Consider the following 26687-nt stretch of genomic DNA (forward strand, 5'->3'; position numbering starts at 1 on the left):
TTATTATTTTGCTGTCCATCCGCCATCAACATATAAAATTTGACCTGTTATATAAGAAGATGATTCAGATGAGAGGAAGACGACAGGTCCTGCTAAATCTTCTAATGTTCCTACTCGACCTACCATGGTTTTATCAACAATTGCCTTTAATCTCTCTTGGTCAGCTAACCAATCTTCAGTCATTGGTGTTTTTATATAACCTGGTCCAATAGCATTGACTTGTATACCATATGCTGCTAACTCGTCTGCCCAAACTTTTGTTAGCTGATTAATTCCACCTTTACTTGCAGAATAACTCGTTTGGTTTGACATTCCTGTTGCTCCTAGTATAGAGGAAATGTTTATGATTTTTCCTCCTTCTCCTTGTTTGATCAACTGTTTAGCAACTGCTTGTCCTGTTAGAAAAATTCCTTTCAAATTCGTTCCAATAATAAAGTCCCAATCTTCTTCTTCTACTTCAACTAAAGGTTTTCTAATATTTGTGCCTGCATTATTGATCAAAATATCAAGACGACCAAATTCTGCAACGATAGCTTCAACCAATTGTTCTACTTTTTGTTTGTTGGTCACATCTACTTGAAACCCTTTAACGTTTATACCTTTTTCCTTTAGTTCGTTTTCTGCTTTGACTAAATCTTCCTTACCACGACTAGCTATCGCAACTGAAGCACCGTTCTTTCCTAGTGCTTCAGCCATTCCTAATCCAATTCCTTTACTTCCTCCAGTTACTAACGCCACTTTTCCAGATAAATCAAAAATTGTTGGTCCCAATGTTATCACCTTCCTAGTACAAAATTATTGAGCTTCATTTTCTATTACAATTGCAATTCCTTGACCTCCGCCTATACATAAACTTGCAATACCATAACGCAATCCTTTTCTTCTTAATTCATAGGCTAATGACAACGTAATCCTAGCACCACTCATACCGACAGGATGTCCTAATGCGATTGCACCGCCGTACACATTAGTCTTCTCCCTAGGTAATTCCAATTCTTTTTCAACGGCTAAATATTGAGCAGCAAATGCTTCATTCACTTCAATACGGTCCATATCCTCAAGCGTAAGGTTAGCTCTTTGCAATGCTAGTTTAATAGCAGGAACAGGACCAATCCCCATAATATTCGGGTCCACTCCCACAACAGCCCATGAACGAATTTTTGCTAACGCTTTCATTCCAGAATGCAATTTTTCTTCGCTCGCTAAAATTAATGAAGCAGCACCATCATTTATTCCACTTGCATTTCCTGATGTAACAGTTCCATCCTTTTTAAAGGCAGGTACTAATTTGCTTAGGTTTTCAGTCGTAGTATCTTTTCGAATATGCTCATCCGCTGTCACAAAGGTCGATCCTTTTCTTGTCTTCAATTCTACTGGAACTATTTCTTCTTTAAATACACCCGTTTCGACGGCTTTCATCGCTCGTTGCTGACTTAATAAAGCAAATGCATCCTGATCTTCACGCGATATTTCATATTTCTCTGATAAATTCTCGGCTGTTATTCCCATCCCGCAACCCGTGTATTCATCCGCTAATGTTCGCAACAACATATCTTCAAAAGCAAGTGCACCGTATTTTGTTCCATTAAACCTACTCGTGAAATTGGAATGAGGTGCCATTGACATATTCTCAACTCCACCCGCTAATGCAAGACGAGACTCACCTAACTTAATTGATTGTGCTGCTGAGATAATAGCCTGAAGTCCTGAACCGCATAAACGATTGACTAATAAAGAAGGTGTTTCGATTGGCACTCCAGAATGTAGTGCGATATGACGTGCTACATAGGATGCATTCGTACTTGTATGAATGACGTTTCCATAAATCACATTATCAATATCTGTTGCTTCACAGTTAGAGCGTTTTATAGCTTCTTCTGCTGTTAATCTGCCAAGTTCTGTCGTTGAAACTTGACTAAGTGATTTTCCAAATGCTCCAATAGGGGTACGTGCCCCTTCCACAATATACACTTCACTCATAAAAACTCTCCTTTATAAATCACCTTTTTTTGTTTTTTCAACCCATTTATAAATCAATCCAACACTTACTTCATACCGCCGAGCAATCTTAGACATGTTATTTATAGTCATTGCTTCCTGAGCTAATTTTTTCTTAAAGGCTTCTGAATATATAGTTTTCTTCACATGATCACTCCCTAGGAACTGAACTCATGTTCATTGATTTAATTTACTAAGAATCGTTTTTAGAACTTTTCCACCTGGATTTCGCGGGAGCTCATTAAGGAATTCAACTTCTTTTGGAATTTTATAATCTGCTAGTTTGTCAGATAAGTAAGTTTGGAAATCCTCGGCAGTAACCGAAATTCCGCTCTTTTTTACAATATATGCTTTCACTTGTTCGCCAAATAATTTATCTGGAATACCAACAACTGCTGCTTCTAGTACACCTGGATGCCCATATAAAACATTTTCCACCTCGGCAGAGTATATTTTTTCTCCTCCACGATTAATCATGTCTTTTTTACGATCCATGATGTAAACATACCCATCATCATCAATCATGGCTAAGTCTCCAGATTTCCAGTAACCGTTTTCAAAAGAATTTTTATTTGCTTCTAGGTTATCCCAATACCCTTCAATTACCATTGGCCCTTTAATAAGAAGCTCACCTACTTCATTAGTTTGCAACTGATCACCCTGTTCATTAACAATTTTCACTTCTGCAACAGGCACAGGTAATCCGACTGAATTTGCTTTTGCATCAGAATAGTAAATAGGCATTATGGTTGTCGGTGAAGAAGTTTCTGTCGCTCCATAAGCATTATGTAACCGTGAATTCGGAAACTCTTTTCTCAATTGATGAATTGTTTCATACGACATTGGTGCGCCGCCATAAGCAATAATGCTTACATCGTTATATGCATCCTTCTTAAAATGAGGAGAAGACAATAACATGACATAAATGGTCGGAACATTGAAAAGAAAACTAATTTTTTCTGTTTCCATCGTCTTAAGATAATCTTCAGTTCGATAGCGTTTCAATATAACAGATGTCCCACCTACGAGGAACATATGAATAAGTTGACCAATCAATCCTGTCACATGGAATAATGGAATAGCAATCATAGTTTTAATAGAATCATTTGTGTTCATAACGTATTTGTAATTAAGGGCACTATGAATGATACCCACATGACTACCAATCGCTCCCTTCGGAGTGCCCGTTGTTCCAGACGTGTACATAATAAATAATGGATCTGTTTCTTCTATTTCTACTTTCGGAAAACTTTTCTCTCCCATGTTCGCATTTAAACATGCATACGACTTCGCAGTAGATGAACTATCAGCTTCAAAGTCATCAAGAATAAAAAATACTTTAGTTGACTTAAGCTGTTTACTTTCATGAACGGACTTCAATTTTTGATAATAATCGTTTTCGGTAATTAATATTTTCGAACCTGAATGGTTCAACATAAAAGTAATCTCTTTTTCCGATAATCTAGAGTTTAGCGGAACGATAACAGCTCCTAACTTTGCACAAGCAAGAACAACATGAACAAATTCAAGACAGTTCTCTGCTAATACAGCAATTCGATCCCCTTTTTTTATTTCATAGTTGTAAAAGAGGTTTTTAGCAACTGTAATTGCAATATCATTAACTTGCTTATAGGTTTGCCGTACTTCCCCCATGACTAGTGCTTCTTTTTGAGGATATTCTCTTACAGTCGACTCAAACATGTCTGAAATTGTTTTCGGTCTATCACTGTATACTTTTACATCTCGATTAAAAAGTTGCGATCTTTCAATCACTACAGCACCTTCTTTCATACTCTTATAAATATTAGTACTACCTGTTTTCTTCAATAGAAAACTTTAATATAAAATTCTTAGTTACCTCCTGTAGTTCTAAATATTTAGTAAATACTGAATTTTTGTTTATATTTTAACTATTGCAAAACTTGTGCCAATTTTTATCCAAATGTCTTTCCTCCTAATTGGTGAGATAAAATTCCCAATTAAAGCAACCATTACATACCTAATAAAGAAAGCACATCTAATAGTAAAAATAAGGTTCTTTTAGTATGTTTTCCATGTTACTAAATATCATAATCTTGTTATTCTCTAGCTTACGATATCGTTAAAATAGTAAACTTTAGCGAACTAAATATTTAACATCTATAGAATTAAACTTCTTGCCACAAAAAACGATGACAAAAGTAATCACTGATTACTTTTGTCATCGTTCATTAACTTAACCCTAGTCTCTTCATCTTTTTCACTAAAGCAGATTGACTAATTCCAAGTTCATTTGCTGTTTTTCGAGTCGTTTTGTATTCACTTATTTTTTCTAAAATGACTTCCTTCTCTGTTTGTTCGACAATTTCTTTTAGTGATTGATTATTTTTTACAACCTTTCTTTTGTGTATGATCAATGGCGGAAGGTCGGTTACTTGAATTTCGTTTTTTTCTGTCGTGACTACAATTCTTTCAATAAGGTTTTCCATCTCACGGATGTTCCCTGGCCAATGATATTGTTCCATAAAATAAATCACTTCTGGATTGATTTTCTTATTTAAATTGTATTTACTATTTGTTTTTCTTAAGAAATAATAAGCCAATGGAGCAATATCCTCACACCGTTCTCTTAACGGTGGAATTTGAATCGGAACGATATTTAGGCGGTAGAACAAATCTTCTCGAAACTCTCCTCTTTCTACCATTTTTTCTAAGTTTTTATTTGTTGCACAAACGACCCGAACATCAATTTTTTTTGTTTTTTGCCCACCGATTCTCATTATCTCAAACTCTTGTAAAACACGAAGTAACTTCACTTGTAAATCAAGCGGCGTTTCCCCGATTTCATCTAAAAAAATCGTTCCACCATCAGCTTGTTCAAACAAGCCAGGTTTACCCCTTCCATCAGCACCCGTAAATGCTCCTTTTTCATAACCAAATAGTTCCGATTCCAATAAATGTGGTGGTATTGCCCCACAGTTTACTTTGATGTATGGTTTATGAGATCGTTTACTGCCTTTATGAATGATATTTGCAAATACTTCTTTTCCTACCCCAGATTCCCCAAGCAAAATAACCGTAGAATCCACAACAGCAATCTTTTTCGCTAGATTAAGTGCTCTATTTGTTTTATCACTTTGAGCTATTACACTATCAAATAATCGTTTGAGGTCTTCCCTTTTTTTAAAGCCGTCTATTTCTTTTAAAATTCGCTTCGTATAAGCTTTAGCTTCTTGCAATTCTACCTTTAATTTGTTCAACTCTGAAATGTCCCGAACATTTGTAACCACATGTGTTATTTTACCTTCTTCATTAAAAATCGGGCTTCCTGTTACTAATACTTCTTTTCCTTTTACAATTTGTACAATTGTGGTTGGTTTTTTCTCTTTAAATACTCTTAATGTAACCGATTCAGAAATAATTCCTTTATTAACAACATCCTTTAAATTTCTGCCAAGGAGCTCATCTTCGTGGACACCTGTAATCCGCTTATATGCTTCATTTACTATGATTCCATCCCCATTCCCATCGGCCACATAAATACCATCATAACTAGACTCAATAATCGAATCTAGTAATTTATTTATTTCTAGAACATCATCTTCATTCTTTTTTAATTTAAAACTCATCTAACCCCTCCTATTCTTTAAGATCTATATTTTCTGTCTAAAAGTGTATATGATGAATTATTTCATCAATTGTTTGAAAGTTCAATGTTCTTACACTAAATTTATTTAATATTTTTAATCTTTGTATTTTTGGCACACAAATTGCATGATTTAAATTGAAAGTTATTTTCTTTAAGGAGTGACAATATAGATGTATAATTTCAGCCCTACACCTGAACAAAAAGAAATGATTGATAAAGCGAATGCGTTTATGGATGAATACGTTTATCCAAATGAAAAACATATGGTTCCTCATCGTGGTTTACCTGATGATATTTTGAAACCGCTTCAACAAAAAGTGAAAGACCTCGGTTTATGGGGAGCGCATCTTCCTAAAGATGTTGGAGGAATGGGCACAGGCTTCCTTACGCTTGGTTTACTTTCTGAAGTTATCGGAAAAAGTCCAATCGCTCCTTACATCTTTGGATCAATGGCGCCAGATGCAGGGAATGGAGAAATCCTTTGGCACGCTGCAACACCCGAACAAAGAGAAAAGTACTTAGTTCCTTTAGCTAATGGCGAAGTTCGTTCTTGTTTTGCTATGACAGAACCAGATGTATCTGGGTCAGATCCCCGAATGCTTCAAGCGACTGCTGAATTAGATGGTGATGAGTGGGTCATTAACGGACACAAATGGTTTACAACAGGTGCAATTGGTTCTTCTTTTTCAATTGTGGTAGCGGTTACAGATCCAGATGCCTCTACATACAAAAAAACAAGCTTATTTATTGTAGAAAATGATAATCCAGGCTTTGAAATTGTTCGTGAAGTTCCTGTCATTGGTGACCACTTTGCAGGTGGGCATTGTGAAGTACGCTATACAAATTGCCGTGTTCCAAAAGATGCCATTCTTGGAGAACGAGGAGAAGGATTTAAGCTTGCTCAACTTCGACTTGGACCTGGAAGAATCACTCATGCCATGCGTTGGTTAGGTGTATGTCGCCGTAGTCTTGAGTTAATGCTAGACTATTCAGCAAAGCGTGAAACACGTGGAAAGAAACTAGCAGACTTCCAAAGTATTCAAAACTTTATCGCCGATTCTGCAGCAGAAATTCAGGCTGCTCGTTTAATGACTCTTCATGCGGCTTGGTTAATGGATCAAGGAAGTGAAGCTCGTAAAGAAGTATCATTAATTAAGTTCTATGGAGCCAATGTTCTTCATAATGTTATCGACCGTGCGATCCAAGTACACGGTGCATTAGGAGTAACTGGGGATACACCTCTTGAAGGATTTTACCGTGAGGCACGAACTGCGCGAATTTATGACGGTCCAGACGAAGTTCATCGTTATGTCGTAGCCAGAACATTATTAAAAGCTTTCCAAGAAGGAGAGGAACTCTATTGATTTCCAATATGGATGTGACCAAACAATCTTTGGAGGAAATTAATTGGACCGAATTAGATAACTTCGTAAAAAGCAATATTCCTGAATTATCCAGTTTCTCAATGACCGTCAAGCAATTTACAGCTGGTTATTCTAACTTAACTTATTTATTATCATTTGGTGACAATGAAATGGTTCTGAGAAGGCCGCCTTTTGGTTACATTCCACCGAAAGCTCATGATATGGAAAGAGAATATCGTATTTTAACCAAAATTCATCCGATCTTTCCATTAGCACCAAAACCACTTCTTTATCAGCTAGATCCTAATATTATGGATAAACATTTTTATATTATGGAAAAGAAACAAGGTGTCGTATTAGACGACCACATTCCAGACTGTTATGCTCAAATTGCTAATGTCGGTGAACAAATTTCTACTACATTTGTAGATACATTAGTACAGTTGCACGATATTGATTACCAACAAGCAGGGTTAAATGAGCTCGGTAAGCCTGAGGGCTACTTAAAAAGACAAGTTGAAGGTTGGATCAAACGTTATGAACAATCAACAACAGACAATATTCAACTGATCGATGAGCTTGTTCCTTGGTTACTTGATAATATTCCTAAATCACCTAAAACAACGATTGTTCATAACGACTTTAAACTCAATAATATGATGTTCGCAGCGTCTAATCCTAGCGAAATTGTCGGTATATTTGATTGGGAAATGTGTACGATAGGTGACCCTTTAGTCGATCTTGGACTAGCCATCGCCTATTGGACCGAACCTGGAGATGCTGAAACAGGGCTATCTGCGGTTACTAATCAAGGTGGATTTCTTTCTCGAAAAGAAATTCTCGAATTGTATGCAAGTAAGAGTGAAGTTGACCTTTCGAATATTAATTATTACGTTACCTTTGCCTTTTTTAAAACAGCTGTTGTACTTCAGCAACTCTACTACCGTTGGAAAATTGGCGAACTACAAGATAACAGATTTGAAAAACTGAATGTTGGTATTTATAATTTATTAAAGCAAGCACAGTTAACAAAAGAAAATAAACTTTTATAATAATGTTTATGTCTGCGGCCAGTGGGGGATAATTTCCTCTACTGGTCGTTATCGATAATGAAGATATAAATGGAAAGGGTATTCAATGAGTAGAAAAATTACCGTATTAACTCGAAAAGAAGAAATTGCTGAGGAAAAGCTTAAAGATTGTATTGTGGTAGTCATTGATGTGTTACTTGCCACTACAACTATTTCAACTCTATTAAACCATCGTCCTAAATCAGTCATTCCTGTAAGAGACCAAGCAGAAGCCCATCGCATAGCTAACGGGTTTTCAAAAGACGAGTATTTATTAGTGGGTGAAAGTGCCGGGTATGAAATCGAAGGATTTCTTCGTCCTGATCCATTACAAATCATTAAACAGTCGTTATCAAACAAAGAAATCATCCTGCTTACAACAAACGGCACGGTTGCAATCCGAAAGTCAGCTAACGCTAAACGCGTTTATGCCTGCTCTTTAATTAATACGTCTACTGTAGCTGAGGAAATCCTGTCCTATGATGAAACATCTTCTATTTTAATCGCTTGTGCTGGTAATGATGGTCGCTTTTCTCTAGAAGACTTTCTTTGTGCAGGTTACCTTATTGACGAACTACTGAAACGGACAACAAATTGGACATTATCTGATGCTGCTACTGTTGCTAAAAGATACTATGAAAATAGTACCGATGAAACGATTACGAATGAACTCACTTCATCTGAAACTGGAAAGCTATTGCAAGAATTACAATATGATGAAGCGATAAAGTATGCAGCTAAAAAAAGTTGTATAAAGATCGCTCCTTACCTGGTAGATGGAAAATTCACTTCTTCATAAAACAGTAGAAAAGGCGCCTTATCGAGTAGGCGCCTTTTCATCTATTACTTTTTATGCTTTTATCTCGACATTATAATGCTTCAACCAATGATCCATTTGAATAAAATGAGCGATTAGCTGTGGACCCGTCATCAATTGTCCGAACCAAGGTGTTTTAAACGAAGCCCCACCACTCTCGGCAATTTCCTTCATTTTAGTACGATCTATTAAGTCAAATAATGGTGAGTCATTTTCTTTTAAGATGTTAAGCATTTCTGCTTTCACGGCATTCGTATAATGAGGATTATGCGTCTTGGGGTAGGGGCTCTTTTTACGATATAAAACATCATCAGGTAAAATACCTTCCAACGCTTTACGTAAGATCCCTTTTTCTAATCCATTTACGCGTTTCATTTCCCAAGGTATGTTCCACACATATTCTACAAGACGATGGTCCGCAAACGGGACACGAACTTCAAGACTTGCCCCCATACTCATTCGGTCTTTTCGATCGAGTAAGGTCGTCATAAACCAAATAATATTCAAATAAGAAATCTCTCTCCTACGCGCTTCATCTTTCGTATCTTCATCAAATCGAGGAGTTGCTCCAATCGTTTCTTTATATCGTTCATGAACGTACGACTGCAACTTTAGTTTATTTTTCCACTTATCTTGCAAAAGTGCTTCTCGCTCTTGGGTTGAACGCATCCACGGAAAGCCATTTAGATTCATCACCTCTGGTTTATGGAACCAAGGATACCCACCAAATATTTCATCGGCACATTCTCCTGATAAGCCGACGGTCACATCTTCTTTAATTTTTTCACAAAACCATAATAAACTTGAATCGATATCTGCCATTCCCGGTAAGTCACGCACTTCAACCGCTTTCTTCAAATACCCTGCGAGTTCCTTCATTGAGATAACGTGGTTCGTATGCAAAGTACGAAACTCACTAGATACTTTTTTAATCCAGGGACCATCCGCATTCGGCTGAAAATCATTTGCTTTAAAATACTTATCATTTTCAGCATAGTCGACCGAATAGGTTCTCAGAATTCCTTTGTTATCTCGTTCATACACATTCGCAGCCAATGCGGTTAACGCACTTGAGTCGATGCCACCTGATAAAAACGTACAAATAGGAACATCCGCTACCAATTGCCGTTCAACCGTATCAGTTAACAACCAACGAACTTTTTCGGCTGTTTCATCAAGACTATCTACATGCTCCTTACTTTTTAACTTCCAGTAGCGACTTATTTTCGCCCCGTTTCGGTCATAAAGCATCGCATGTGCGGGACGAAGCTCTTCTATATTTGAAAACACGCCATTCCCAGGTGTTCGTGATGGTCCTAAACCTAATACTTCAGAAAGTCCAGTTTCATCAATCGTTGGTGACATATCACGATGAGCTAGTAGCGCTTTAATTTCAGATCCAAACAATAATCTCCCGTTTTGTACGGAATAAAATAACGGCTTTACACCCAAACGATCTCGAGCAAGGATTAAGCTTTGATCGTGTTCACTCCAAATCGAAAAAGCAAATATTCCGTTTAATTTTTCTAAACAATGAAAACCCCACTCTATATAAGAAGTTAAGAGTACTTCTGTATCAGAATGTCCCTTAAACGTATAGCCTCGTTGCAGAAGTTCTTTTCGTAGATCTTCTGTGTTATAAAGTTCTCCGTTATAGCAAATTGTATATGAGCGATTCCCTTTCTTTCTAGTCATTGGCTGAATGCCACCTTCTGGGTCAACTACGATTAGACGAGTATGTCCTAATGCCGCATGATGAGAGTTCCAAATATTAATATCATCTGGGCCTCGACGGGATAACGTTTTTGCCATCTTTTCTACTTCCGTCTGTTCCTTCATCATATTATGTTTCCAGTCAATCCAACCTGTAATACCACACATCTATATCAACCCTCTTTCGGGAGAATTTTATTTAATTAGGCAACCAGCCTATATCCCATCGTATTCACGGTTATCATAGATTGTGACTTTGGTAATCCTTTGTAACCCCTTACACCTCAACCTTTTTTCCATAACATCATGAAAAAGAGCAATTGTTCAGTTTTATACTAGACCACTTATGAAAAATAGCCTTCGAATAGAAACTCTTTTTCATGATTATGCATAAAGTGAGTAATTTATCATCATAATGAAAACGTAAATTAGAAAAATCTGGTTTGCCTATTAGTGGGGAAGCATTGAAAAGGAGTGGTTAGAAGTGAATGCCCAACGTGCTCAAGAAATCGTAGAATCAATGAAAGATGTTCAAGTAGTTTTTAATGGTATACCTGTCATGATCCAACATGTAGACCGTGATAACGAAACGGCTCGTGTATATGAAAAAAGCCAACCTGAAAATGAAATGACGGTTCCAGTTCAACAACTACTAGAACAATAATAAAAGACTGACTCCAGATCAAGAGATCAGCATCCTATGCGATATATAGTTGACCCTTCAATGGGCAACTATATATCGATTTGTGGAGCTTTATCACTTATGAGTCAGTCTTTTGTTAAATTTTCTCGTTCACAAATGTAAGATAATAAACGGTCACAGCTCTGATTTACAAGTTCGTAAACTTCTTCAAAGTTCCCAGTAAAATATGGATCAGGTACATCGACTACATCACTGTCTGGAAGAAAGTCGAGGAGCCTTGCAACTTTTCCTGTTCGCTCAAACTTTGCCATCGCGTTCAAATTACCTAAGTTTTCAGCATCCATTGCAATAATATAATGAAAGTCTTGAAGGTCAGAAGTTTTTACCTTTCGTGCCTTCATTCCGCTATAATCAATTTTCTGCTGATCTAAAATGGCTCTCGTCCCTTGATGTGGAGGCTTTCCAATATGCCAATCTCCAGTTCCTGCTGAATCAATTTCAAATACATTACTAAGATTAGCTTCTTCGACTTTTTTTCGAAAAACAGCCTCTGCCATTGGCGACCGACAGATGTTGCCTAAACACACGAATAATACTTTTACCATTGCTCTCTTCCTTTCTAGGTCACACTACACAACGTAAATGTTAGCGCAATTCACTATGAGAAGCAACGCCTTATTCATGTAGTAACGGACTTAATCTTGAAACATAAAAAGGTTAAGCCAATCAAATCAGCAAGTACTTCAGCCTCGATAAATGGAGCGAGGAACTTATAGTATTCTCATTTCTCAATTTTTTTTAAATAAAGATTTCTTTATGACTCATCTTTACTTTTGCTAACACCGCCTCTATATCGGGGTAGTCTTTACCAATGCAATAACGCTCTACATTACATAGGGTATCTTCCTCACCCCGAAAAATCTGAATAATTTCTTCTGTCCCTATTTTTTTTATTTGAAACATTCCGTCAACATAGACAGCATCATTATTTTCAAATTTTTCATAGATGACGTGAAAATTTGGCTTTGTTTCCCCGACAAAAAATTCTTTAGTCTCGACTAAATCATGAACGCGCACGTTCCTTCACTTCCTATTCTAAAAAATTTAAAGGTCCTACTACTAAAGCTTGTTTGTAAACTCAACGAAATTATCCCGCATTAACTGGCAGTAATACACCCTCTTCAAGACTTCGAGAAAGAAGGATAAGTGGGGATACACTGCCTCCAACAACTAAATGCGCCACGTCTTGTGGCAACTTCTGTGTGACCACTTCGTGTGGGCTCAACTAACCGTCAGTGGAGGAGCAAAACCCTCACTGATGGAAGTTTCACTTTATAATATTTGCAACTTTCGGTTCATTAACGAGCTAAAAACTATTTTAGGAAAGCTGATCGAAATTTATACATAAAAGTGACATTTTACTTGTACGTTTTCACATTAATAATTTCGTCCAACTTTAAATAACATTTTTCTCCAAATCGATCGATAATGTGTAACTTCCTTTCCACCTCATTAAAATGATGAACAGTACCAACCATACAATGATAGTCATAGTTTTCGTAATACGTAAAAATAAGTGCCTCATTATTTTCCATTCCTTCACAAATCTGTTCATTCATTTCTAGCAATTGTTGTTCATCAAGCTCTGGTTTTGTCTGATAAGTAAGTTCTTTTTTTAACTCATGGAGCAAACTAACATGCTCTGGAAGCATCATCGCTGTCCATTTTATATTTCCACGATCTTTAATCATTTTTTATCCTCCTATGCTTTGTGACCACCAAGAAGTGTACAACGATATTTAGCAGTACCTGCTTTCGTATAAGAAACAGCACGTAATAAGGCATCTGATCCATATTTGTTACGAATCGCATCCATCGCATAACCTAATTCCTTTTTGCGAGGCTTATCAGGATCTAATAAACTAAGTTGAACTTGAACATCGTCACAAACATTGGATAACGCAATCGTAATTTGTCGCACCGTTTCTCCCCGATAATGCTTCTTCATTAAATGTAGACAGGCCTCATAAATATCCATCGTTAAATTGGTCGGTTCGTCAAGACTAATCGAACGGTGAAATCCGCCTCCATACTCTTCCTTACTGTAACCGAGCCCTAAACTTACTGTTCGTCCTGCCTTACTTCTATTTCGAGCTCGCCGCGTTACTTCCTCACACATCTCTAAAATCACACACTCAATTTCTTCTTTTTCCTTATAATCACGGAGTAAAATTTGGCCTTTTGCAAAACTAATTTGCCCTTGCATAATCGGGGCACCAAGTTCTGATAAATCAATTCCCCAAGCATGGTAATACATTTGGTTGCCCATGACACCAAATGCTTTCTCAAGCCGTGAAACATCATATTGAGCAAGTTGTCCTACCGTCCGTATCCCGAGCCGATTTAACCGTTTTTCCATTCTTGAACCAATACCCCACATCTCTCGTAACGGTAGTGGCCACAATTCCTTCTTCAAATCTTCAAAATCCCACTGGGCTACTCCTGACTTTTTTGCCTCAATATCAAGACAAAGCTTAGACATGAGCATATTCGGTCCAATGCCTATTGCACACGTTAAACCAAAATCTCTCAGCATGTCTTCACGGATTCGTTCTGCTAATTGCTGAGCTGTTCCCCAAAGCCGTTCGGTGCCATCTACTTGAAGAAAGCTTTCATCGACACTATAAACATGAATTGCTTCAAAAGGGACATAACGAGTGAAAAACTTCGTCAATTCAACCGAAGTGTCTAAATACATCGCCATTCGTGCATTGACAAGTTGAATCCGTGGATCATCAGGAATTTCAAATAAACGACTTCCTGTTTTAATTCCAAAATCCTTTTTTAGTTTTGGAGTGGCAGCTAACACTACACTACCAGACCTATTTGTGTCAGCAACGACAGCTAAATAACATTCTAATGGATCAAGTCCAAGGGCTAATGCCGAGCAACTCGCATAAAAGCTTTTCATATCAACACAGAGAATGCTCCGCTTTTCAAGCGTTTCATATAATTGTTGCGGCACCACGTGAATTCCCTCCTCGAAAAGGAACTTATGTTCGTATTGTATTCTTTATTATAACCGAATATACGTTCGTTTATCAATTAGAAAAACTTTACATATCCGTATACTTAAAATCTCTTACTTAGTTTATGGTCATTTGCTTATTAGTTACTGGCGTTTATCTCCACAACCTTTGGCAGCCTGTTAAACAAAAAAGAGACAAGACGATTTCTTTAAAATAATCGAAAACCAATTGGGTAATGCTAAACATGGGGTGAACTAAACATGGAACACTATCATGCAGCCAGCTTAAATGACCAACAATTACAAAAGTTAAAAAGGCTTGAACAAGAATTAAATGTTGTATTGATTGCCTACGTTGACGATGTAGACGACCAACCTGGTGGCAAACATACGATCGTAACGGGATAACTGCAAAAAGGAGCGCTGATTGCCTTCAGTGCTCTTATTGCTGTTAAAATTAGAAACAGCATAAATAACCTTTAAAGTTGCATTTCAGTAAAAATAAAGGGAAAATTAACAAAAAGAAAAATACATAGGAGAACTTAGGCAAATGAAATATTTTCAACCTGATTTTGAGTTAAAACATTTTACAGAGATTTCATCAGAATGGCTAAAAAAGAATAATATTAAAACGATTTTATCCGACTTAGATAGTACACTAGCTATTCATCATCAACCAGGAGGAGAAGATGTAGAGAACTGGGTCAACATGTTAAAAGAAAGTGGAGTCGACCTTGCCATCATCTCAAATAATAGTCAAGGGCGAGTTGACCGCTTTTCTGAACCTCTAGGAATACATGGGTTAGGACGCAGTGGGAAGCCCGGTATAAGGAAGATTGAACAGTATATGCAGAAAATAGGAGCAAAGAAAGAAACAAGCTTATTTCTTGGCGATCAACTTTTTACAGATGTTTGGTGTGGTAAACGTCTTAAGATGAGGACCGTGCTTGTTCACCCAGTCGGCGAAGAACATGAGCCGTGGAATATTAGGTTAAAGCGAGTATTCGAAAGGCTTATTCGTAGAAGATGGTAAAGGCGAAGGTAGAAACTGTTGCGGTTTCTACCTTTTCAGTTTATGGGGGTATATTTTGTTTCACTTTGAAAACTCTACTAAAATAAAGAAGACATTTAATTAAGGAGTAGTAATAATGATTGATCGTCAATTCCTGAAAAAGAAGATCGAAAAAATTACAGCAAGCTATGTGCAAGATCCTGATGTTTGTTTAACCGTCGAACAAGTCGACACGCTCATAGATAAGTTTAATAAACAGAGATTAGAAAATCCCAATGAAGACATTCATCATATTCTTCACGATGTCATATACGATTATTTAACCGTTAATTACTTTTGATAAAACTTTTTTCCACCCAACTTCTCAACAAGACGAGGAAACAACTGATAAACAGTTGATCCCACATTCATCCACCATGGTAAGTTTAACTCTCGCTTCGGTTTAATAATAAGTTCGACAATCCGATTTGCCACATCTTCTGGTGATAACATCATCTTTTCAACATTCTTTTTGTAGGTACCACTTTTATCTGCTTGGTCAAAAAAAGCTGTTCGAATAGGTCCTGGGTTAATTAGACTTACATGAATATTTGTCTCGTGCAATTCCATTCGAAGTGCATTCGTAAACCCTCGTACGGCATGCTTCGTTGCTGAATAGACACTTGATTTTGGAGTTGCAATTTTACCCGCTTGCGAACCAATATTCAAAATATGCCCTTCATTCGTTTCTAGTAGGTATGGAAGAACGGCTTTCGTGCACGCCATTAGTCCTAAAACATTGACATGAAACATCTCTTCGATCTGATGAAAATCCGCTTCATGAAATGCATCAAAATAACCGACTCCAGCGTTATTAATAAGGACATCTATATTTTCATGATTTGAAATGACTTGTTCGATTGTCTTTTGCACACATTCAAATGAAGTCACATCTAATGAATAATAATAAGCTTGAACTGAAAATTTTTGGTTAATTTCTATGGAAATCGCTTCGAGCTTATCTACCGACCTCGCAAGTAAAATTGGTGTTGCTCCCATTTCAGCAACGATATAGGCTATTTCTTTACCTATACCACTAGAAGCACCTGTTATAACAATTTTTTTATTTAATAAGAGCTTCGTTGTCATCTTCTCACTCCTAATATTTTGTGTACATATTCGAAATTTTAAAAAAACAATCATCCACACCTTGACGAAAATGAAAGATCGACTTATAATAGTCTCCAAAGTATAATGAGCGTTGATAGGATTAGTAAACAGTATCATGTGTCCAGAGAGCAGTACCCACCGGCTGAAAGGTCTGCCACCACTGAAACTGTTGAACCTACCCTTGAGCTGTCAGGCAAACCTGACCGTCGCCGGCGTTAACGGTCCAAGAGGGCTGGCTTATTAGCTTGCCAACAAAGGTGGCACCGCGGATTTAACTCTTCCGTCCTTTTTATAGGACTTGAAGAGTTTTTTATTTTTTCTATGATCTATTTTATCACTTAAAGCTGACTCTACAAATAAAAAGAGGGATAACGATGACGAGACAACGAATTGTCGTAAAAATCGGTAGTAGTTCATTAACAAATACAAACGGTGGACTATCCATTGAAAAAATTTATGAACATACTGCTGCAATCACAAACCTAAAACAACAAGGACATGATGTGATCCTCATATCTTCTGGTGCAGTTGCTGCTGGATTTACACATCTCGGCTACCCAACGCGTCCCGTCACCATTGCTGGTAAGCAAGCAGCTGCCGCTGTAGGGCAAGGTCTCCTGATGCAAGCATACACAGAAGAATTTCGAAAACATCAAATGGTCACAGCTCAAATGCTACTAACTAGACATAATTTTTCTAACCAAGAACAGTACAATAATGCATATTCTACTTTAACAGAACTTTTAAAACGTGACGTCATCCCGATTATTAATGAAAATGACTCGATTTCTCTTGAAGAATTAACTTTCGGAGATAACGACATGCTTTCAGCTTTAGTCAGTGGACTTGTTCATGCGAACACATTAATTATCCTTACCGATATAAATGGTTTATACGATGACAATCCAAAAACGAATCCGAATGCAAAGAAATTCTCATTTTTACCCGAAATTACAGAAGAACTCATAGCTGCTGCGGGTGGTGCTGGTTCAAAAGTTGGTACGGGGGGAATGCGTTCGAAAATTGAAGCTGCTAAAACTGCCCTTTCTGTCGGTGTTAAAGTATTTATCGGAACTGGAACTGGCCCTGAAAAACTTGTCGACATTATTGCTGGTAAAGGTGATGGTACGTACGTTGGCTACAGTGATCATCACACGATGAAAAATAAAAAACAATGGATCGGAATTCATTCTGAGATTGCTGGAAAAATTACGATTGACCCTGGTGCGGAAAAAGCAGTCATACACAATGGTAAAAGTCTCCTCCCAGCTGGCATCACGGCCGTTGAAGGACACTTCTCAACTGGTGATGTGATTGAAGTTATCAATGCAAATGGTGAGTTAATCGGAAAAGGCCAAGTCAATTACTCATCAAATGAACTAGAACAAATTAAAGGACTATCAAGCGAAACAGCCAAAAAACAGACCAACAAAGAACGTTCTGAAGTTATACACCGAAATTTATGGGTAACGATAAAGGAGAAGATGATCAAATGAGTGAACTCATTCAAAAAGCAAAAAAAGCAAAAGAAATTACAGCAGAACTAGCAGTCTTATCAACAGAACAGAAAAACGAAGCTCTACTGCTAATTGCAGGACAACTAATTGAAGAAACTGACTTTATCTTAACAGAAAATGAAAAAGATGTGATTGCTGGTAGAGACAATGGCCTGACAGAATCGCTTATTGACCGACTAAAACTAACGAGTGAACGAATATTAGATATGGCTGATGGCTTAAAACAAGTTGTTGAACTAGCAGATCCTATCGATGAAGTTCTCGAAGCGTGGGAGCGCCCAAATGGACTTCAAATCAAAAAAGTAAGAGTTCCACTCGGTGTAATTGGAATGATTTATGAAGCAAGACCAAACGTAACAGTAGACGCATCTGGATTATGTTTAAAAGCAGGTAATGCTGTAATTCTACGTGGAAGTTCCACAGCTATTCATTCCAATAAAGCAATCGTTCAAGTAATTCACCATGCCCTTGAAAAAAGCCAATTACCGATTGAAACCGTCCAGCTTCTAGAAGACACCAGTCGCCAAACCGCTTCGGAAATGTTCAAACTTAATGAATATCTTGACGTTCTTATTCCACGTGGTGGAGCGAGTCTTATTCAATCGGTTGTCAAAAATGCTTCCGTTCCAGTTCTCGAGACAGGAGTTGGAAACTGCCATATTTATATTGATAAAGATGCCAATCAGGAGATGGCCATTTCAATTGCTGTTAATGCGAAAACACAACGTCCATCTGTATGTAACGCAGCTGAAACAATTCTCGTCCACAAAGATTGGGCAACAGATCATTTACAAGACCTGCTTGCTCAATTAAAAGCTAAAAAAGTCGAAATCCGCGCGAATGAAACAGCATGCCAAATCGACAATAGTTTGATAGCCGCAACTGAAGAAGACTGGGGAACGGAATACCTTGATTTAACAGTAGCACTTAAGATCGTAGAAAATGTTGATGAAGCAATTCGCCATATCCAAACTTACGGTACGAAACATTCAGAAGCGATTATTTCAGAGGATGCCGTAAGTGTTAGCAAATTTTTGAACTATATAGATGCAGCAGCTGTTTATCATAATGCGTCTACTCGTTTCACGGACGGTTTTGAATTTGGTTTTGGTGCAGAAATTGGAATAAGTACACAAAAACTTCATGCTCGTGGTCCAATGGGACTCCCTGCATTAACCTCAACGAAATATGTCGTTCGCGGCACAGGACAAATAAAATAAAGGCTGGTGCAATTATGTTAGAAAATAAAAAAGTAACTTTTGTAGGAGCGGGCTCAATGGCTGAAGCGATTTTTGCTGGCCTTATTAAAAAAGACTTATTAAGACCTGAGCAAATTATTGCAACAAACAAACAAGATATTAAGCGGTTAGAAGATTTACAAAATATGTACAGCATTCACACAACTACAAGTAAAGAGGAAGCTGTTTCAGAGGCAGATATCGTTATACTGGCAATGAAGCCGTCGACCGTCGTTGATGGAATCGAGTCTATTAAACCTTACATTCATAAAAAACAAATTTTTATTTCGATTTTAGCTGGAGTAACAACCAGTTACCTTGAGGAATTACTAGGTATTAAAGCCCCTGTTATTCGGTCGATGCCAAATACGTCAGCCAAAGTAGGTGAATCAGCTACAGCTCTATCCGCTGGAATCTTCGCATCGGAAAAAGATACAGATATTTCAGCCCAACTATTTAAAGCAATCGGAACAGTTCACATCATTCCGGAAGACAAACAAGATGCGTTTACAGGTGTCGCTGGAAGTGGCCCTGCATATATTTATTATTTTGTTGAAGCTATGGAAAACGCAGCAAAGGATCTTGGATTAGACGATGAAGAAGCAAAAGAAGTAATCATTCAAACATTAAAAGGTTCATTAAAACGTCTAGAGTCTACTTCTAAGACATCTGCACAGCTTTATAAAGAAGTCATGAGTCCTAATGGTGCAACCGAAGCCGCATTAGGTGTGCTCGCCTCCTATCAATTCCAAGAAGCAGTCACGGCTTGTGTTAAACGCTCATCAACAAGAGCAAAAGAATTGGGACAAATTTTTATAGAAACAAAATAATAAAGTGAAACTTCAATCACTGAAGGTTTACCTCTTCCCCCACACGATGTGGATCTCACAGACGTTGCCACAGAACGTGGCAACGTCTGTGCTCATTTAGTTGTTACTAGCAGTTTATCTCCCACTTATCCTTCTTTAATTCCTCGAAGTATTGAAGTAGGGGTATTATTGCCAGTAGATACAGGATAAAAAAATCGCCTTCAACATCTTTCGTAAAGATATTGAAGGCGATTTTAGATTCAACTTTTCTTTTTACAAATGTAAATCAACTGGCTACTATTATTGGATATAGGTGCTTTATCCCAATTCCCATATTGTAGGACAATCGTAAATCCACGATGTTGTAATAGACGTTCCATCTCTTGCGGAAACACATAGCGTAATTGAATTTGTGTCAGACCTTCTTTTTCCGCACTTCTTCTAATTGTCTTATACGTTTGGATTTGTTTAACATCATCATAGTGACTTACTGTATAAACATTTACCTTCTCACCAGACGGTATATAATAAGATCGCCAGTACTCCTCTTTCTCAGGTTGCATAAGCTCTTCTCTAGAAGGAAATCTCGTACCAAACAAAAAAATACCATTTCCCTCCAAATGTTGATGAACCGAGTCGAGTAGCTCGTCTTGAGCTTCATTCGTTAAAAAGTGTTGAAAAGAATTTCCTACCATGAAGATAAATGAGCTTTGTAGACCTAAATCTAACTTGGTACAATCTTGCAATACCCAGCTTAATTCTAGTTCCCTTTCCTTCGCTTTCGATAGCTTTAGTTAACATTTTTTTATGAAAATCAACTCCTACAGTTTCAATTCCTTCTTCAGCTAACCGAATGGCAATTCTCCCCGTACCACAAGCTAGCTCAACAACAGGACCTTCAACTTGTTTTGCAAACTCTCTAATGAGTGGCAAATCTAATAAAAAAGTATCGTTTTCAAAATCGTACAACTCAGGATTATCATATTCCTCAAAATTATCACTTACATTCATAATTAATACCCTCTCATTTCTACCTATGATATCATGACCTTCATATTGATATAAGAAAAGTACCTACTAAAATTTCATAGTTTCAGTCCCTTTCCTCTACTATCCATTCTGCTGCCGCTAACCCTGAAAGAATAGCACCTTCGACTGCTCCCCGTTTAAAAATATCTCCAGCAAAAACAATAGGTCCAGGTAAAGTTGAAGCCACAAATTCTTCTGGATGGAGTTTATCTGGTTTTGAATAACGCCAACGCTTTAACTGTTTATCTAAAATGTTTCCTTCACCAAGTAAAGGACGAGCCGCTTTAATTAGTGTTTCTATAATAACATGATCATCTTGATCATAATGTTCACGTGACCAATATTCATTTCCGTGGATCGTAACGACCGTTGTATCCGAAATGCCTTTTTGTTGATTATCACCAAGGAATGAAATAATTCCCTCTTTGATTTGTATTCCTCCTGGTTTTGGTATATTCGTTGGTGCATCTAAAGCAACTATCGCACACAAACAAGGAAAATAACTTGTCTCTTCTAGTTCTTTCATTACACTTGCCTCTACTAGAATTTCTCCACCATGAAGTAGCTCTATCGATTGCGCGGTAGGTGATGTTAACATTAATCGGTTTGCTGTAAAGGTTAGCTCCTGTGATTTTCCGTCTACACGGACCTTTATGGCCCACTTATCTTCTACCCACTGCACCGTCTCTACTATATGTTTAAGCTGAATATTCAAGCCGTTTGCTATTCCCTGCGTTAATGCATTCATACCTCCCTTGCCTGCATAACGAGGATATCCATCCTGATGTAATGAGAGACTCTCTATTTCCATTACATTTTTCATTTGATGAAAACCTTTCGTCCACGTATGGATAAGACCATCTTGTTCCCATTGCTTTACAAGATGTTTCATTTTCTCACTTCGTGCCGTGAAAAATTGAGCGCCATGATCACTCCTACCTCCATTCATACGTCTCGTTGCCATTCGCCCACCAACACTATTCCCTTTTTCTAAAACGAGATAGTTTACATTTTGCTCCTCAAACTTCTTTGCTGCTATAATACCAGCTAACCCTGCTCCGACGATAATTACCGAGTAATGCTTCATGTCCTTCTTCCTCCATATCAATCCTTTTCCCTCATTGTAGCAAATCGATCTTGTTTCAGGCATGGCAAAGTGTTGAACGGAAGGTTGGTGACTTTCCCTATTCATAAAAATCTAGTAAAATAAGTAGTGTTGTATTGATATTAGAAGTTTTTGGAGGAGAAAAATGGCGTCACAGCAAACAAAGGAGAAAAAAATACCGAATCGCATTTCGGAGTATTGTGCAAAAATCGTTGATCATAAAGCTTTTACAACTACGATCATTACGTTCATTATCATTAACGCCATTGTGGTTGGAATTGAAACGTATCCATCTGTTTATCAAACTTATACAAGCTGGTTTTATTACGCAGACATCACTCTATTATGGATCTTTACGATTGAAATAGCTTTACGGATGATTGCAGCGCGTCCCACCTACTCTTTTTTTAAAAACAGTTGGAACTGGTTTGACTTCCTAATTGTTGCTGCAGGTCATATCTTTGTCGGTGGACATTTCATTACCGTCTTACGTATATTACGTGTTCTTCGTGTTCTTAGAGCGATTTCTGTCATTCCTTCATTACGAAGACTGGTCGATGCGTTATTATTAACTATCCCAGCACTTGGAAATATTATGATTCTAATGAGCATTATTTTCTATATCTTTGCCGTTATTGGAACGATGTTGTTTGCGGGTGTTGCACCTGAGTATTTTGGAAATCTGCAATTGTCCTTATTAACGCTATTCCAAGTCGTCACACTTGAATCATGGGCAAGTGGTGTAATGCGGCCAATATTCGCAGAAGTCCCATGGTCGTGGATATATTTTGTCCTCTTTATTCTCGTTGGTACATTTATCGTGTTTAACTTATTTATTGGTGTTATCGTAAGTAATGTTGAGAAAGCGAATCAAGATGAAAACGAAAGTGACGAGGTTGACACGAAACATGAAGTCCGTGAACTTCGAAAAGAAATTGCTGAGTTGAAAAAGATGATGATCAAAATGAACAAGAGCTGAGGCATTTCTCAGCTCTTGTCTTTATTTAATTTCTATTTTATTTGACACCAGTTCGCCTTCGACCAGTCAAATTCAACCTCTATAATAAAGAAAACAGGTAATAAATTTCTATAACAGTAACCATACTATAACTATATAAGTGACATGGTAGGAGAGTTAAACGATGGTAATACTATGGACATTCATAATCTTAACCATACTGTTAATTACTTCAGTATTCATATTGAAAAGAAAAATGAACGGGTTAAGCATTATCGGATGCTATCTATCATCAAATATTTTCATTGAATTATCAGGTGTTATTATCAATATTAATTTAAAACTAACACAAAGCCCTGATGAAGCAATGAGTTTATGGACACAAAAAATAGCTTCTATTGGAGCTAAACCGCTATTAGTTATTTGGGCGATTTTTATTTTCTATTCTGATTTAAAACTATTCATCAAAGCTACCATTATTACATTTTTTATATTTAGTTTAGTTTCTTTTGAATTACTATTTATTAAATTGGGCTTTTTAGAATTCGTTAAATGGAACACATTTTACGAATTCTTACGCTATCTAGGAATTTTTATATTGACTGCATTATACGTAAAAATTCTTGGAAATTTAATTAAAAAAGAGCTGAATGCCTAATGTTGCTTTACCCACCAGAAAAATTTGATGAAAATGAAATATTCGTCATTATTTTATTAGTGTTTGTCTGGATTTTACTATTTGTTATTCCTAGACACCTTAGTGCACTTGAAATTTTTTTAATATGGACTCTGAACGTATATTTTGTATTTACTGCAGATATGTCGCTTGCAGTTCCCCCAGCCGAATTATATGAGACTATGGACCTTCCAGAACATGAAATCTTTGACTTTTTAATCTTTTTCTTCGGATATTTTCCCTTTGCCTATTTTGCGATAAATTACTTTAAGCCTAGAGCTTTTTCCGTCAAACAAACAGTTCTATTCATTATAGTTTGTGCCTTATTAACAACAATGTTAGAATGGATTGCATTAAAATTAAATGTGTTTACGTTTACTGGTTGGAAAATTTATTTGTCATTTTTCGTATACATTATTGTTTATAGCTTAAACGTGCTCCTCTTCCTGTATATCAAAAGGAATCTTTCCCAAAAATCGCTTTCGATATTTAGGGTCTTATAAAGTGAAACTTTATTCAGTGGGGGTTATCCTTCATCCCCCACTGAATATTAGTTGAACCAATCGGGTTGTTACTGAGGGCCACAGGATGTGGGTCGCACAGACGTTGCCATAGGACGTGGCGACCTTAGTCTGTGTTCAATCATCTCCCACTTATCCTTTATTGATTCCTCAAAGTCTTGAAGTGGGAGTCTTAGCGCCAGTTAAACGGGATAAAAAAGATTGTTAATGTTGATTGGTGATTTTTGGCTCATTATTGAAAATTCAACCTTTCAGTTTACTGAAGGCGTGTGTCAAAATCAACGGTTATCACAATGATCTTAAACATAGTCATAATATAAAAAGATACACCACAATTGATATTAGTGATGCATCCATTCTTATATAATGTGAAACATTATAACTTTACATAGCATTAAGTTGTTTTTTTATTCACCTTATTCAATCGATTCGTCAGCTGCTCCAAAAAACTCATCATACAGTGCACGAACCGCTTTTTCTTCGTCTTCTTGATGAACTCCAAACACTAAACTTACCTCAGATGAACCTTGGTTAATCATCTCAATGTTGACGTTCGCATTTGCGAGTGCAAGTGTTGCACGTGCGGAAAGACCAATGGTATTATGCATGCCTTCACCCACGATCATAATCATCGAAAAGTCGCGTTCTACATACACATCATCAACATCTAATTCTTCTTTAATTCGTGAAATAATACGCTGTTCTTTTTCACCATCTAATTGACATTGTTTTAGAATAACCGATGTATCGTCGATACCTGATGGGATATGTTCGTACGAAATGCCTTCTTCTTCAATAATTTGAAGCAACCTGCGTCCAAAACCTATTTCACGATGCATTAAGTATTTACGAACATACAATGTACAAAAACCTGAATCACTAGCAATTCCAATCACTGGATTTCTTACACAAGCACGCTCAGCCATAATCATTGTTCCACGTGCTTCTGGATTATTTGTATTTTTAATACAAACTGGAATAGACTGGCGGAACGCTGGCATTAGGGCCTCATCATGAAATACAGAAAATCCAGCATACGATAATTCACGCATTTCACGATACGTCATTTTTTTAATATTAACAGGGTTTTCTACAATTTTAGGGTTGGCGGCAAATACAGAATCAACATCTGTAAAATTCTCATATAAATCAGCTTTAACTCCAGCCGCTAAAATGGACCCTGTTATATCTGATCCACCACGAGGAAACGTAACTAACGTGCCTTCTTTAGAGTACCCGAAAAATCCAGGAAATACGATAACACCTGAACGCTCCCTTAATTGAAATAAATGATCGTAGCTTTCTGGAAGTACTTGAGCATTTCCAGGTTCGTCACTTACTAATAATCCCGCTTCATTCGGGTTGACATATTGAGCTTCTATTCCGATACTTTGAAAATAAACTGCTATTAATTTTGCATTATTGTCTTCCCCGCTCGCTTTCATTTGATCGATAAATTTTCCTTCATGGCTAGAATCAAATGCAACCCTTTGTTGTAAATCTGCTTTAATAGTTTCAATAATATCTCTAGATAAATTAAGATCCAATGCGATTTCTTCATAACGGCCAACGACTGCGCGAAGAGCATTGTCAACGTCTCTTTTTTCTAGCACAGCTTCGGCTAATTGGATAAGTAAATCCGTAACCTTTGTATCTGTTGCTTCTCTCTTACCTGGTGCTGAAACGACAACAAACTTTCTTTCCTCGTTCTCACCAATAATCGCTGCCACTTTACGAATTTGCTCTGCGTTCGCCACTGATGTCCCACCGAATTTCGCTACTCTCATCTTGTTTCTCCAACTCCTATAAAGTTTTTTTCTGTTCCCTTAATATTTCAATAATTCATAATTTATCATAGCCACCTGTCGTTTGCAAAGTTGAATAAAATGGATATGGTAGGCTGTGTAAGGATATATCACCAACTGGCCTAGTCAACCTACACATCCTCCTCATTCACGCTAATCGATAGAAAACCCTCCCATATTGAAGGATTTTAATGCGACAGTAATACTTTACAGAAATAAAGAGCTAAAATTAACAACAATATTCGCTATTTTTTGTCATAATTCCTGCTAACTGCGAACGTATTCATGAAAAATTCAAAATTTTATTTGGCTAAATAAAGAATACTGCCACCTTTTATAAAAAAAAAAGGAAAATAGATCCAATGTACTGTTTTCTTTTGAAAATATGTATGTTAGTTTTATAGTACAACTAAAGAAAACGGGAGCTCCAAGCAAAGGGCTGAGAGGACAACTGATACTGTTGTCGACCGTGAACCTGATCTAGGTAATGCTAGCGGAGGGATTTTGTAGAATACGTATGTCCATCCGACCGCTTTCTAGCGGTCTTTTTATTTGTACTGTTTAATGATACCCTTTATAAATGAGCGTTCATTTGTAAAGTAAGTAA

Annotated in this window: 27 protein-coding genes, 1 riboswitch and 1 other annotated feature; of the genes, 12 read left to right on the forward strand and 15 right to left on the reverse strand. The window is 37.1% G+C overall.

Annotated features, from left to right (window positions below):
- Positions 1–3 precede the first annotated feature (3 nt).
- From BK574_RS11030 to BK574_RS11045, 5 genes are all read right to left on the reverse strand, one after another.
- Entirely contained in the window at positions 4–771 is a 768-nt protein-coding gene (locus BK574_RS11030; protein ID WP_420796934.1) for an SDR family NAD(P)-dependent oxidoreductase, read from the reverse strand.
- A gap of 24 nt (positions 772–795) precedes the next feature.
- A complete protein-coding gene (locus tag BK574_RS11035; protein ID WP_078428644.1) occupies positions 796–1980 on the reverse strand; it encodes an acetyl-CoA C-acetyltransferase in 1185 nt (394 codons plus the stop codon).
- Positions 1981–1992: 12 nt separating this feature from the next.
- Positions 1993–2145: a transposase gene (locus BK574_RS27025; protein WP_142247952.1), complete on the reverse strand. Its 153-nt coding sequence runs from the start codon at positions 2143–2145 to the stop codon at positions 1993–1995.
- 30 nt (positions 2146–2175) lie between these two features.
- Positions 2176–3825: a class I adenylate-forming enzyme family protein gene (locus BK574_RS11040; protein WP_238458004.1), complete on the reverse strand. Its 1650-nt coding sequence runs from the start codon at positions 3823–3825 to the stop codon at positions 2176–2178.
- Positions 3826–4208: 383 nt separating this feature from the next.
- Entirely contained in the window at positions 4209–5606 is a 1398-nt protein-coding gene (locus tag BK574_RS11045) for a sigma-54 interaction domain-containing protein (protein ID WP_078428645.1), read from the reverse strand.
- Between the two features lie 190 nt (positions 5607–5796).
- Between BK574_RS11045 and BK574_RS11050 the strand changes: the two genes are divergently transcribed.
- The 3 genes from BK574_RS11050 to BK574_RS11060 all read left to right on the forward strand — a co-directional run bounded on the left by BK574_RS11050 (position 5797) and on the right by BK574_RS11060 (position 8859).
- Positions 5797–6990 carry an acyl-CoA dehydrogenase family protein gene (locus BK574_RS11050; RefSeq protein WP_078428646.1) on the forward strand — a complete coding sequence of 398 codons (1194 nt, stop codon included), beginning with the start codon at positions 5797–5799 and terminating at the stop codon, positions 6988–6990.
- Positions 6987–8042, forward strand: a complete 1056-nt coding sequence (locus tag BK574_RS11055) for a phosphotransferase family protein (RefSeq protein WP_238458005.1) — start codon at positions 6987–6989, stop codon at positions 8040–8042. Before BK574_RS11050 ends, BK574_RS11055 begins: the two co-directional genes overlap by 4 nt.
- Before the next feature lie 85 nt (positions 8043–8127).
- Positions 8128–8859 carry a 2-phosphosulfolactate phosphatase gene (locus BK574_RS11060; protein WP_078428647.1) on the forward strand — a complete coding sequence of 244 codons (732 nt, stop codon included), beginning with the start codon at positions 8128–8130 and terminating at the stop codon, positions 8857–8859.
- A 51-nt stretch (positions 8860–8910) separates the two neighbouring features.
- On the opposite strand, the gene asnB is transcribed toward BK574_RS11060, so the two are convergent.
- Positions 8911–10758 carry an asparagine synthase (glutamine-hydrolyzing) gene (gene asnB, locus BK574_RS11065; RefSeq protein WP_078428648.1) on the reverse strand — a complete coding sequence of 616 codons (1848 nt, stop codon included), beginning with the start codon at positions 10756–10758 and terminating at the stop codon, positions 8911–8913.
- A 316-nt stretch (positions 10759–11074) separates the two neighbouring features.
- Here asnB and BK574_RS11070 point away from each other — a divergent pair, with 316 nt between their 5' ends.
- Positions 11075–11254 (forward strand): H-type small acid-soluble spore protein, encoded by a 180-nt coding sequence (locus tag BK574_RS11070; protein ID WP_078428649.1) that lies wholly within the window; start codon positions 11075–11077, stop codon positions 11252–11254.
- Positions 11255–11358: 104 nt separating this feature from the next.
- Here the strand turns inward: BK574_RS11070 and BK574_RS11075 are convergent, their stop codons facing one another.
- The 4 genes from BK574_RS11075 to BK574_RS11090 all read right to left on the reverse strand — a co-directional run bounded on the left by BK574_RS11075 (position 11359) and on the right by BK574_RS11090 (position 14204).
- The gene (locus BK574_RS11075; RefSeq protein WP_078428650.1) at positions 11359–11838 is read right to left on the reverse strand and encodes a low molecular weight protein-tyrosine-phosphatase; all 480 of its coding nucleotides are present in this window, start codon (positions 11836–11838) and stop codon (positions 11359–11361) included.
- A gap of 193 nt (positions 11839–12031) precedes the next feature.
- Positions 12032–12310, reverse strand: a complete 279-nt coding sequence (locus BK574_RS11080) for a hypothetical protein (RefSeq protein ID WP_075384944.1) — start codon at positions 12308–12310, stop codon at positions 12032–12034.
- Between the two features lie 341 nt (positions 12311–12651).
- Positions 12652–12984, reverse strand: coding sequence for a YolD-like family protein (locus tag BK574_RS11085; protein ID WP_078428651.1), 333 nt, complete (start codon positions 12982–12984; stop codon positions 12652–12654).
- A gap of 11 nt (positions 12985–12995) precedes the next feature.
- On the reverse strand, positions 12996–14204 hold the full coding sequence (locus BK574_RS11090; RefSeq protein WP_078430845.1) for a Y-family DNA polymerase: 1209 nt from the start codon (positions 14202–14204) through the stop codon (positions 12996–12998).
- Positions 14205–14522: 318 nt separating this feature from the next.
- Between BK574_RS11090 and BK574_RS27470 the strand changes: the two genes are divergently transcribed.
- From BK574_RS27470 to BK574_RS11100, 3 genes are all read left to right on the forward strand, one after another.
- Entirely contained in the window at positions 14523–14669 is a 147-nt protein-coding gene (locus BK574_RS27470; protein ID WP_158211625.1) for a hypothetical protein, read from the forward strand.
- A 142-nt stretch (positions 14670–14811) separates the two neighbouring features.
- Positions 14812–15294, forward strand: a complete 483-nt coding sequence (locus BK574_RS11095) for a YqeG family HAD IIIA-type phosphatase (protein ID WP_078428652.1) — start codon at positions 14812–14814, stop codon at positions 15292–15294.
- Positions 15295–15409: 115 nt separating this feature from the next.
- Entirely contained in the window at positions 15410–15613 is a 204-nt protein-coding gene (locus BK574_RS11100) for a YqzH family protein (RefSeq protein WP_075384947.1), read from the forward strand.
- Here the strand turns inward: BK574_RS11100 and BK574_RS11105 are convergent.
- A complete protein-coding gene (locus tag BK574_RS11105) occupies positions 15604–16401 on the reverse strand; it encodes an SDR family NAD(P)-dependent oxidoreductase (protein WP_078428653.1) in 798 nt (265 codons plus the stop codon). The genes BK574_RS11100 and BK574_RS11105 overlap by 10 nt on opposite strands.
- A gap of 103 nt (positions 16402–16504) precedes the next feature.
- Positions 16505–16713, forward strand: a binding site (T-box leader).
- Between the two features lie 83 nt (positions 16714–16796).
- Here BK574_RS11105 and proB point away from each other — a divergent pair.
- The 3 genes from proB to proC are packed head-to-tail and all read left to right on the forward strand — an operon-like array spanning position 16797 to position 20007.
- Complete coding sequence (gene proB, locus BK574_RS11110; RefSeq protein ID WP_078428654.1) at positions 16797–17918, forward strand: glutamate 5-kinase; 1122 nt, start codon at positions 16797–16799, stop codon at positions 17916–17918.
- Positions 17915–19159: a glutamate-5-semialdehyde dehydrogenase gene (locus tag BK574_RS11115; protein ID WP_078428655.1), complete on the forward strand. Its 1245-nt coding sequence runs from the start codon at positions 17915–17917 to the stop codon at positions 19157–19159. Before proB ends, BK574_RS11115 begins: the two co-directional genes overlap by 4 nt.
- 14 nt (positions 19160–19173) lie before the next feature.
- Positions 19174–20007 (forward strand): pyrroline-5-carboxylate reductase, encoded by an 834-nt coding sequence (proC, locus tag BK574_RS11120; RefSeq protein ID WP_078428656.1) that lies wholly within the window; start codon positions 19174–19176, stop codon positions 20005–20007.
- Between the two features lie 239 nt (positions 20008–20246).
- On the opposite strand, the gene BK574_RS29055 is transcribed toward proC, so the two are convergent.
- The 3 genes from BK574_RS29055 to BK574_RS11130 all read right to left on the reverse strand — a co-directional run bounded on the left by BK574_RS29055 (position 20247) and on the right by BK574_RS11130 (position 22102).
- The gene (locus BK574_RS29055) at positions 20247–20681 is read right to left on the reverse strand and encodes a hypothetical protein (protein WP_338020593.1); all 435 of its coding nucleotides are present in this window, start codon (positions 20679–20681) and stop codon (positions 20247–20249) included.
- On the reverse strand, positions 20644–20997 hold the full coding sequence (locus BK574_RS29060) for a methyltransferase domain-containing protein (protein WP_338020594.1): 354 nt from the start codon (positions 20995–20997) through the stop codon (positions 20644–20646). The genes BK574_RS29055 and BK574_RS29060 overlap by 38 nt, the downstream gene beginning before the upstream one ends.
- Positions 20998–21079: 82 nt before the next feature.
- On the reverse strand, positions 21080–22102 hold the full coding sequence (locus BK574_RS11130) for an NAD(P)/FAD-dependent oxidoreductase (RefSeq protein WP_158211626.1): 1023 nt from the start codon (positions 22100–22102) through the stop codon (positions 21080–21082).
- 163 nt (positions 22103–22265) lie between these two features.
- Between BK574_RS11130 and BK574_RS11135 the strand changes: the two genes are divergently transcribed.
- Both BK574_RS11135 and BK574_RS11140 read left to right on the forward strand, forming a co-directional pair.
- Positions 22266–23099: an ion transporter gene (locus tag BK574_RS11135; protein ID WP_078428658.1), complete on the forward strand. Its 834-nt coding sequence runs from the start codon at positions 22266–22268 to the stop codon at positions 23097–23099.
- A 163-nt stretch (positions 23100–23262) separates the two neighbouring features.
- Positions 23263–23736, forward strand: coding sequence for a hypothetical protein (locus tag BK574_RS11140; RefSeq protein WP_078428659.1), 474 nt, complete (start codon positions 23263–23265; stop codon positions 23734–23736).
- 955 nt (positions 23737–24691) lie between these two features.
- Here the strand turns inward: BK574_RS11140 and BK574_RS11150 are convergent.
- The gene (locus tag BK574_RS11150; protein WP_078428661.1) at positions 24692–26062 is read right to left on the reverse strand and encodes an aspartate kinase; all 1371 of its coding nucleotides are present in this window, start codon (positions 26060–26062) and stop codon (positions 24692–24694) included.
- Between the two features lie 426 nt (positions 26063–26488).
- Positions 26489–26599, forward strand: a riboswitch (TPP riboswitch).
- Positions 26600–26687 lie beyond the last annotated feature (88 nt).

Origin of the sequence: Alkalihalobacterium alkalinitrilicum, assembly GCF_002019605.1 — a bacterium.
In the GTDB taxonomy this organism is placed as follows: Bacteria; Bacillota; Bacilli; order Bacillales; family Bacillaceae_F; genus Alkalihalobacterium; species Alkalihalobacterium alkalinitrilicum.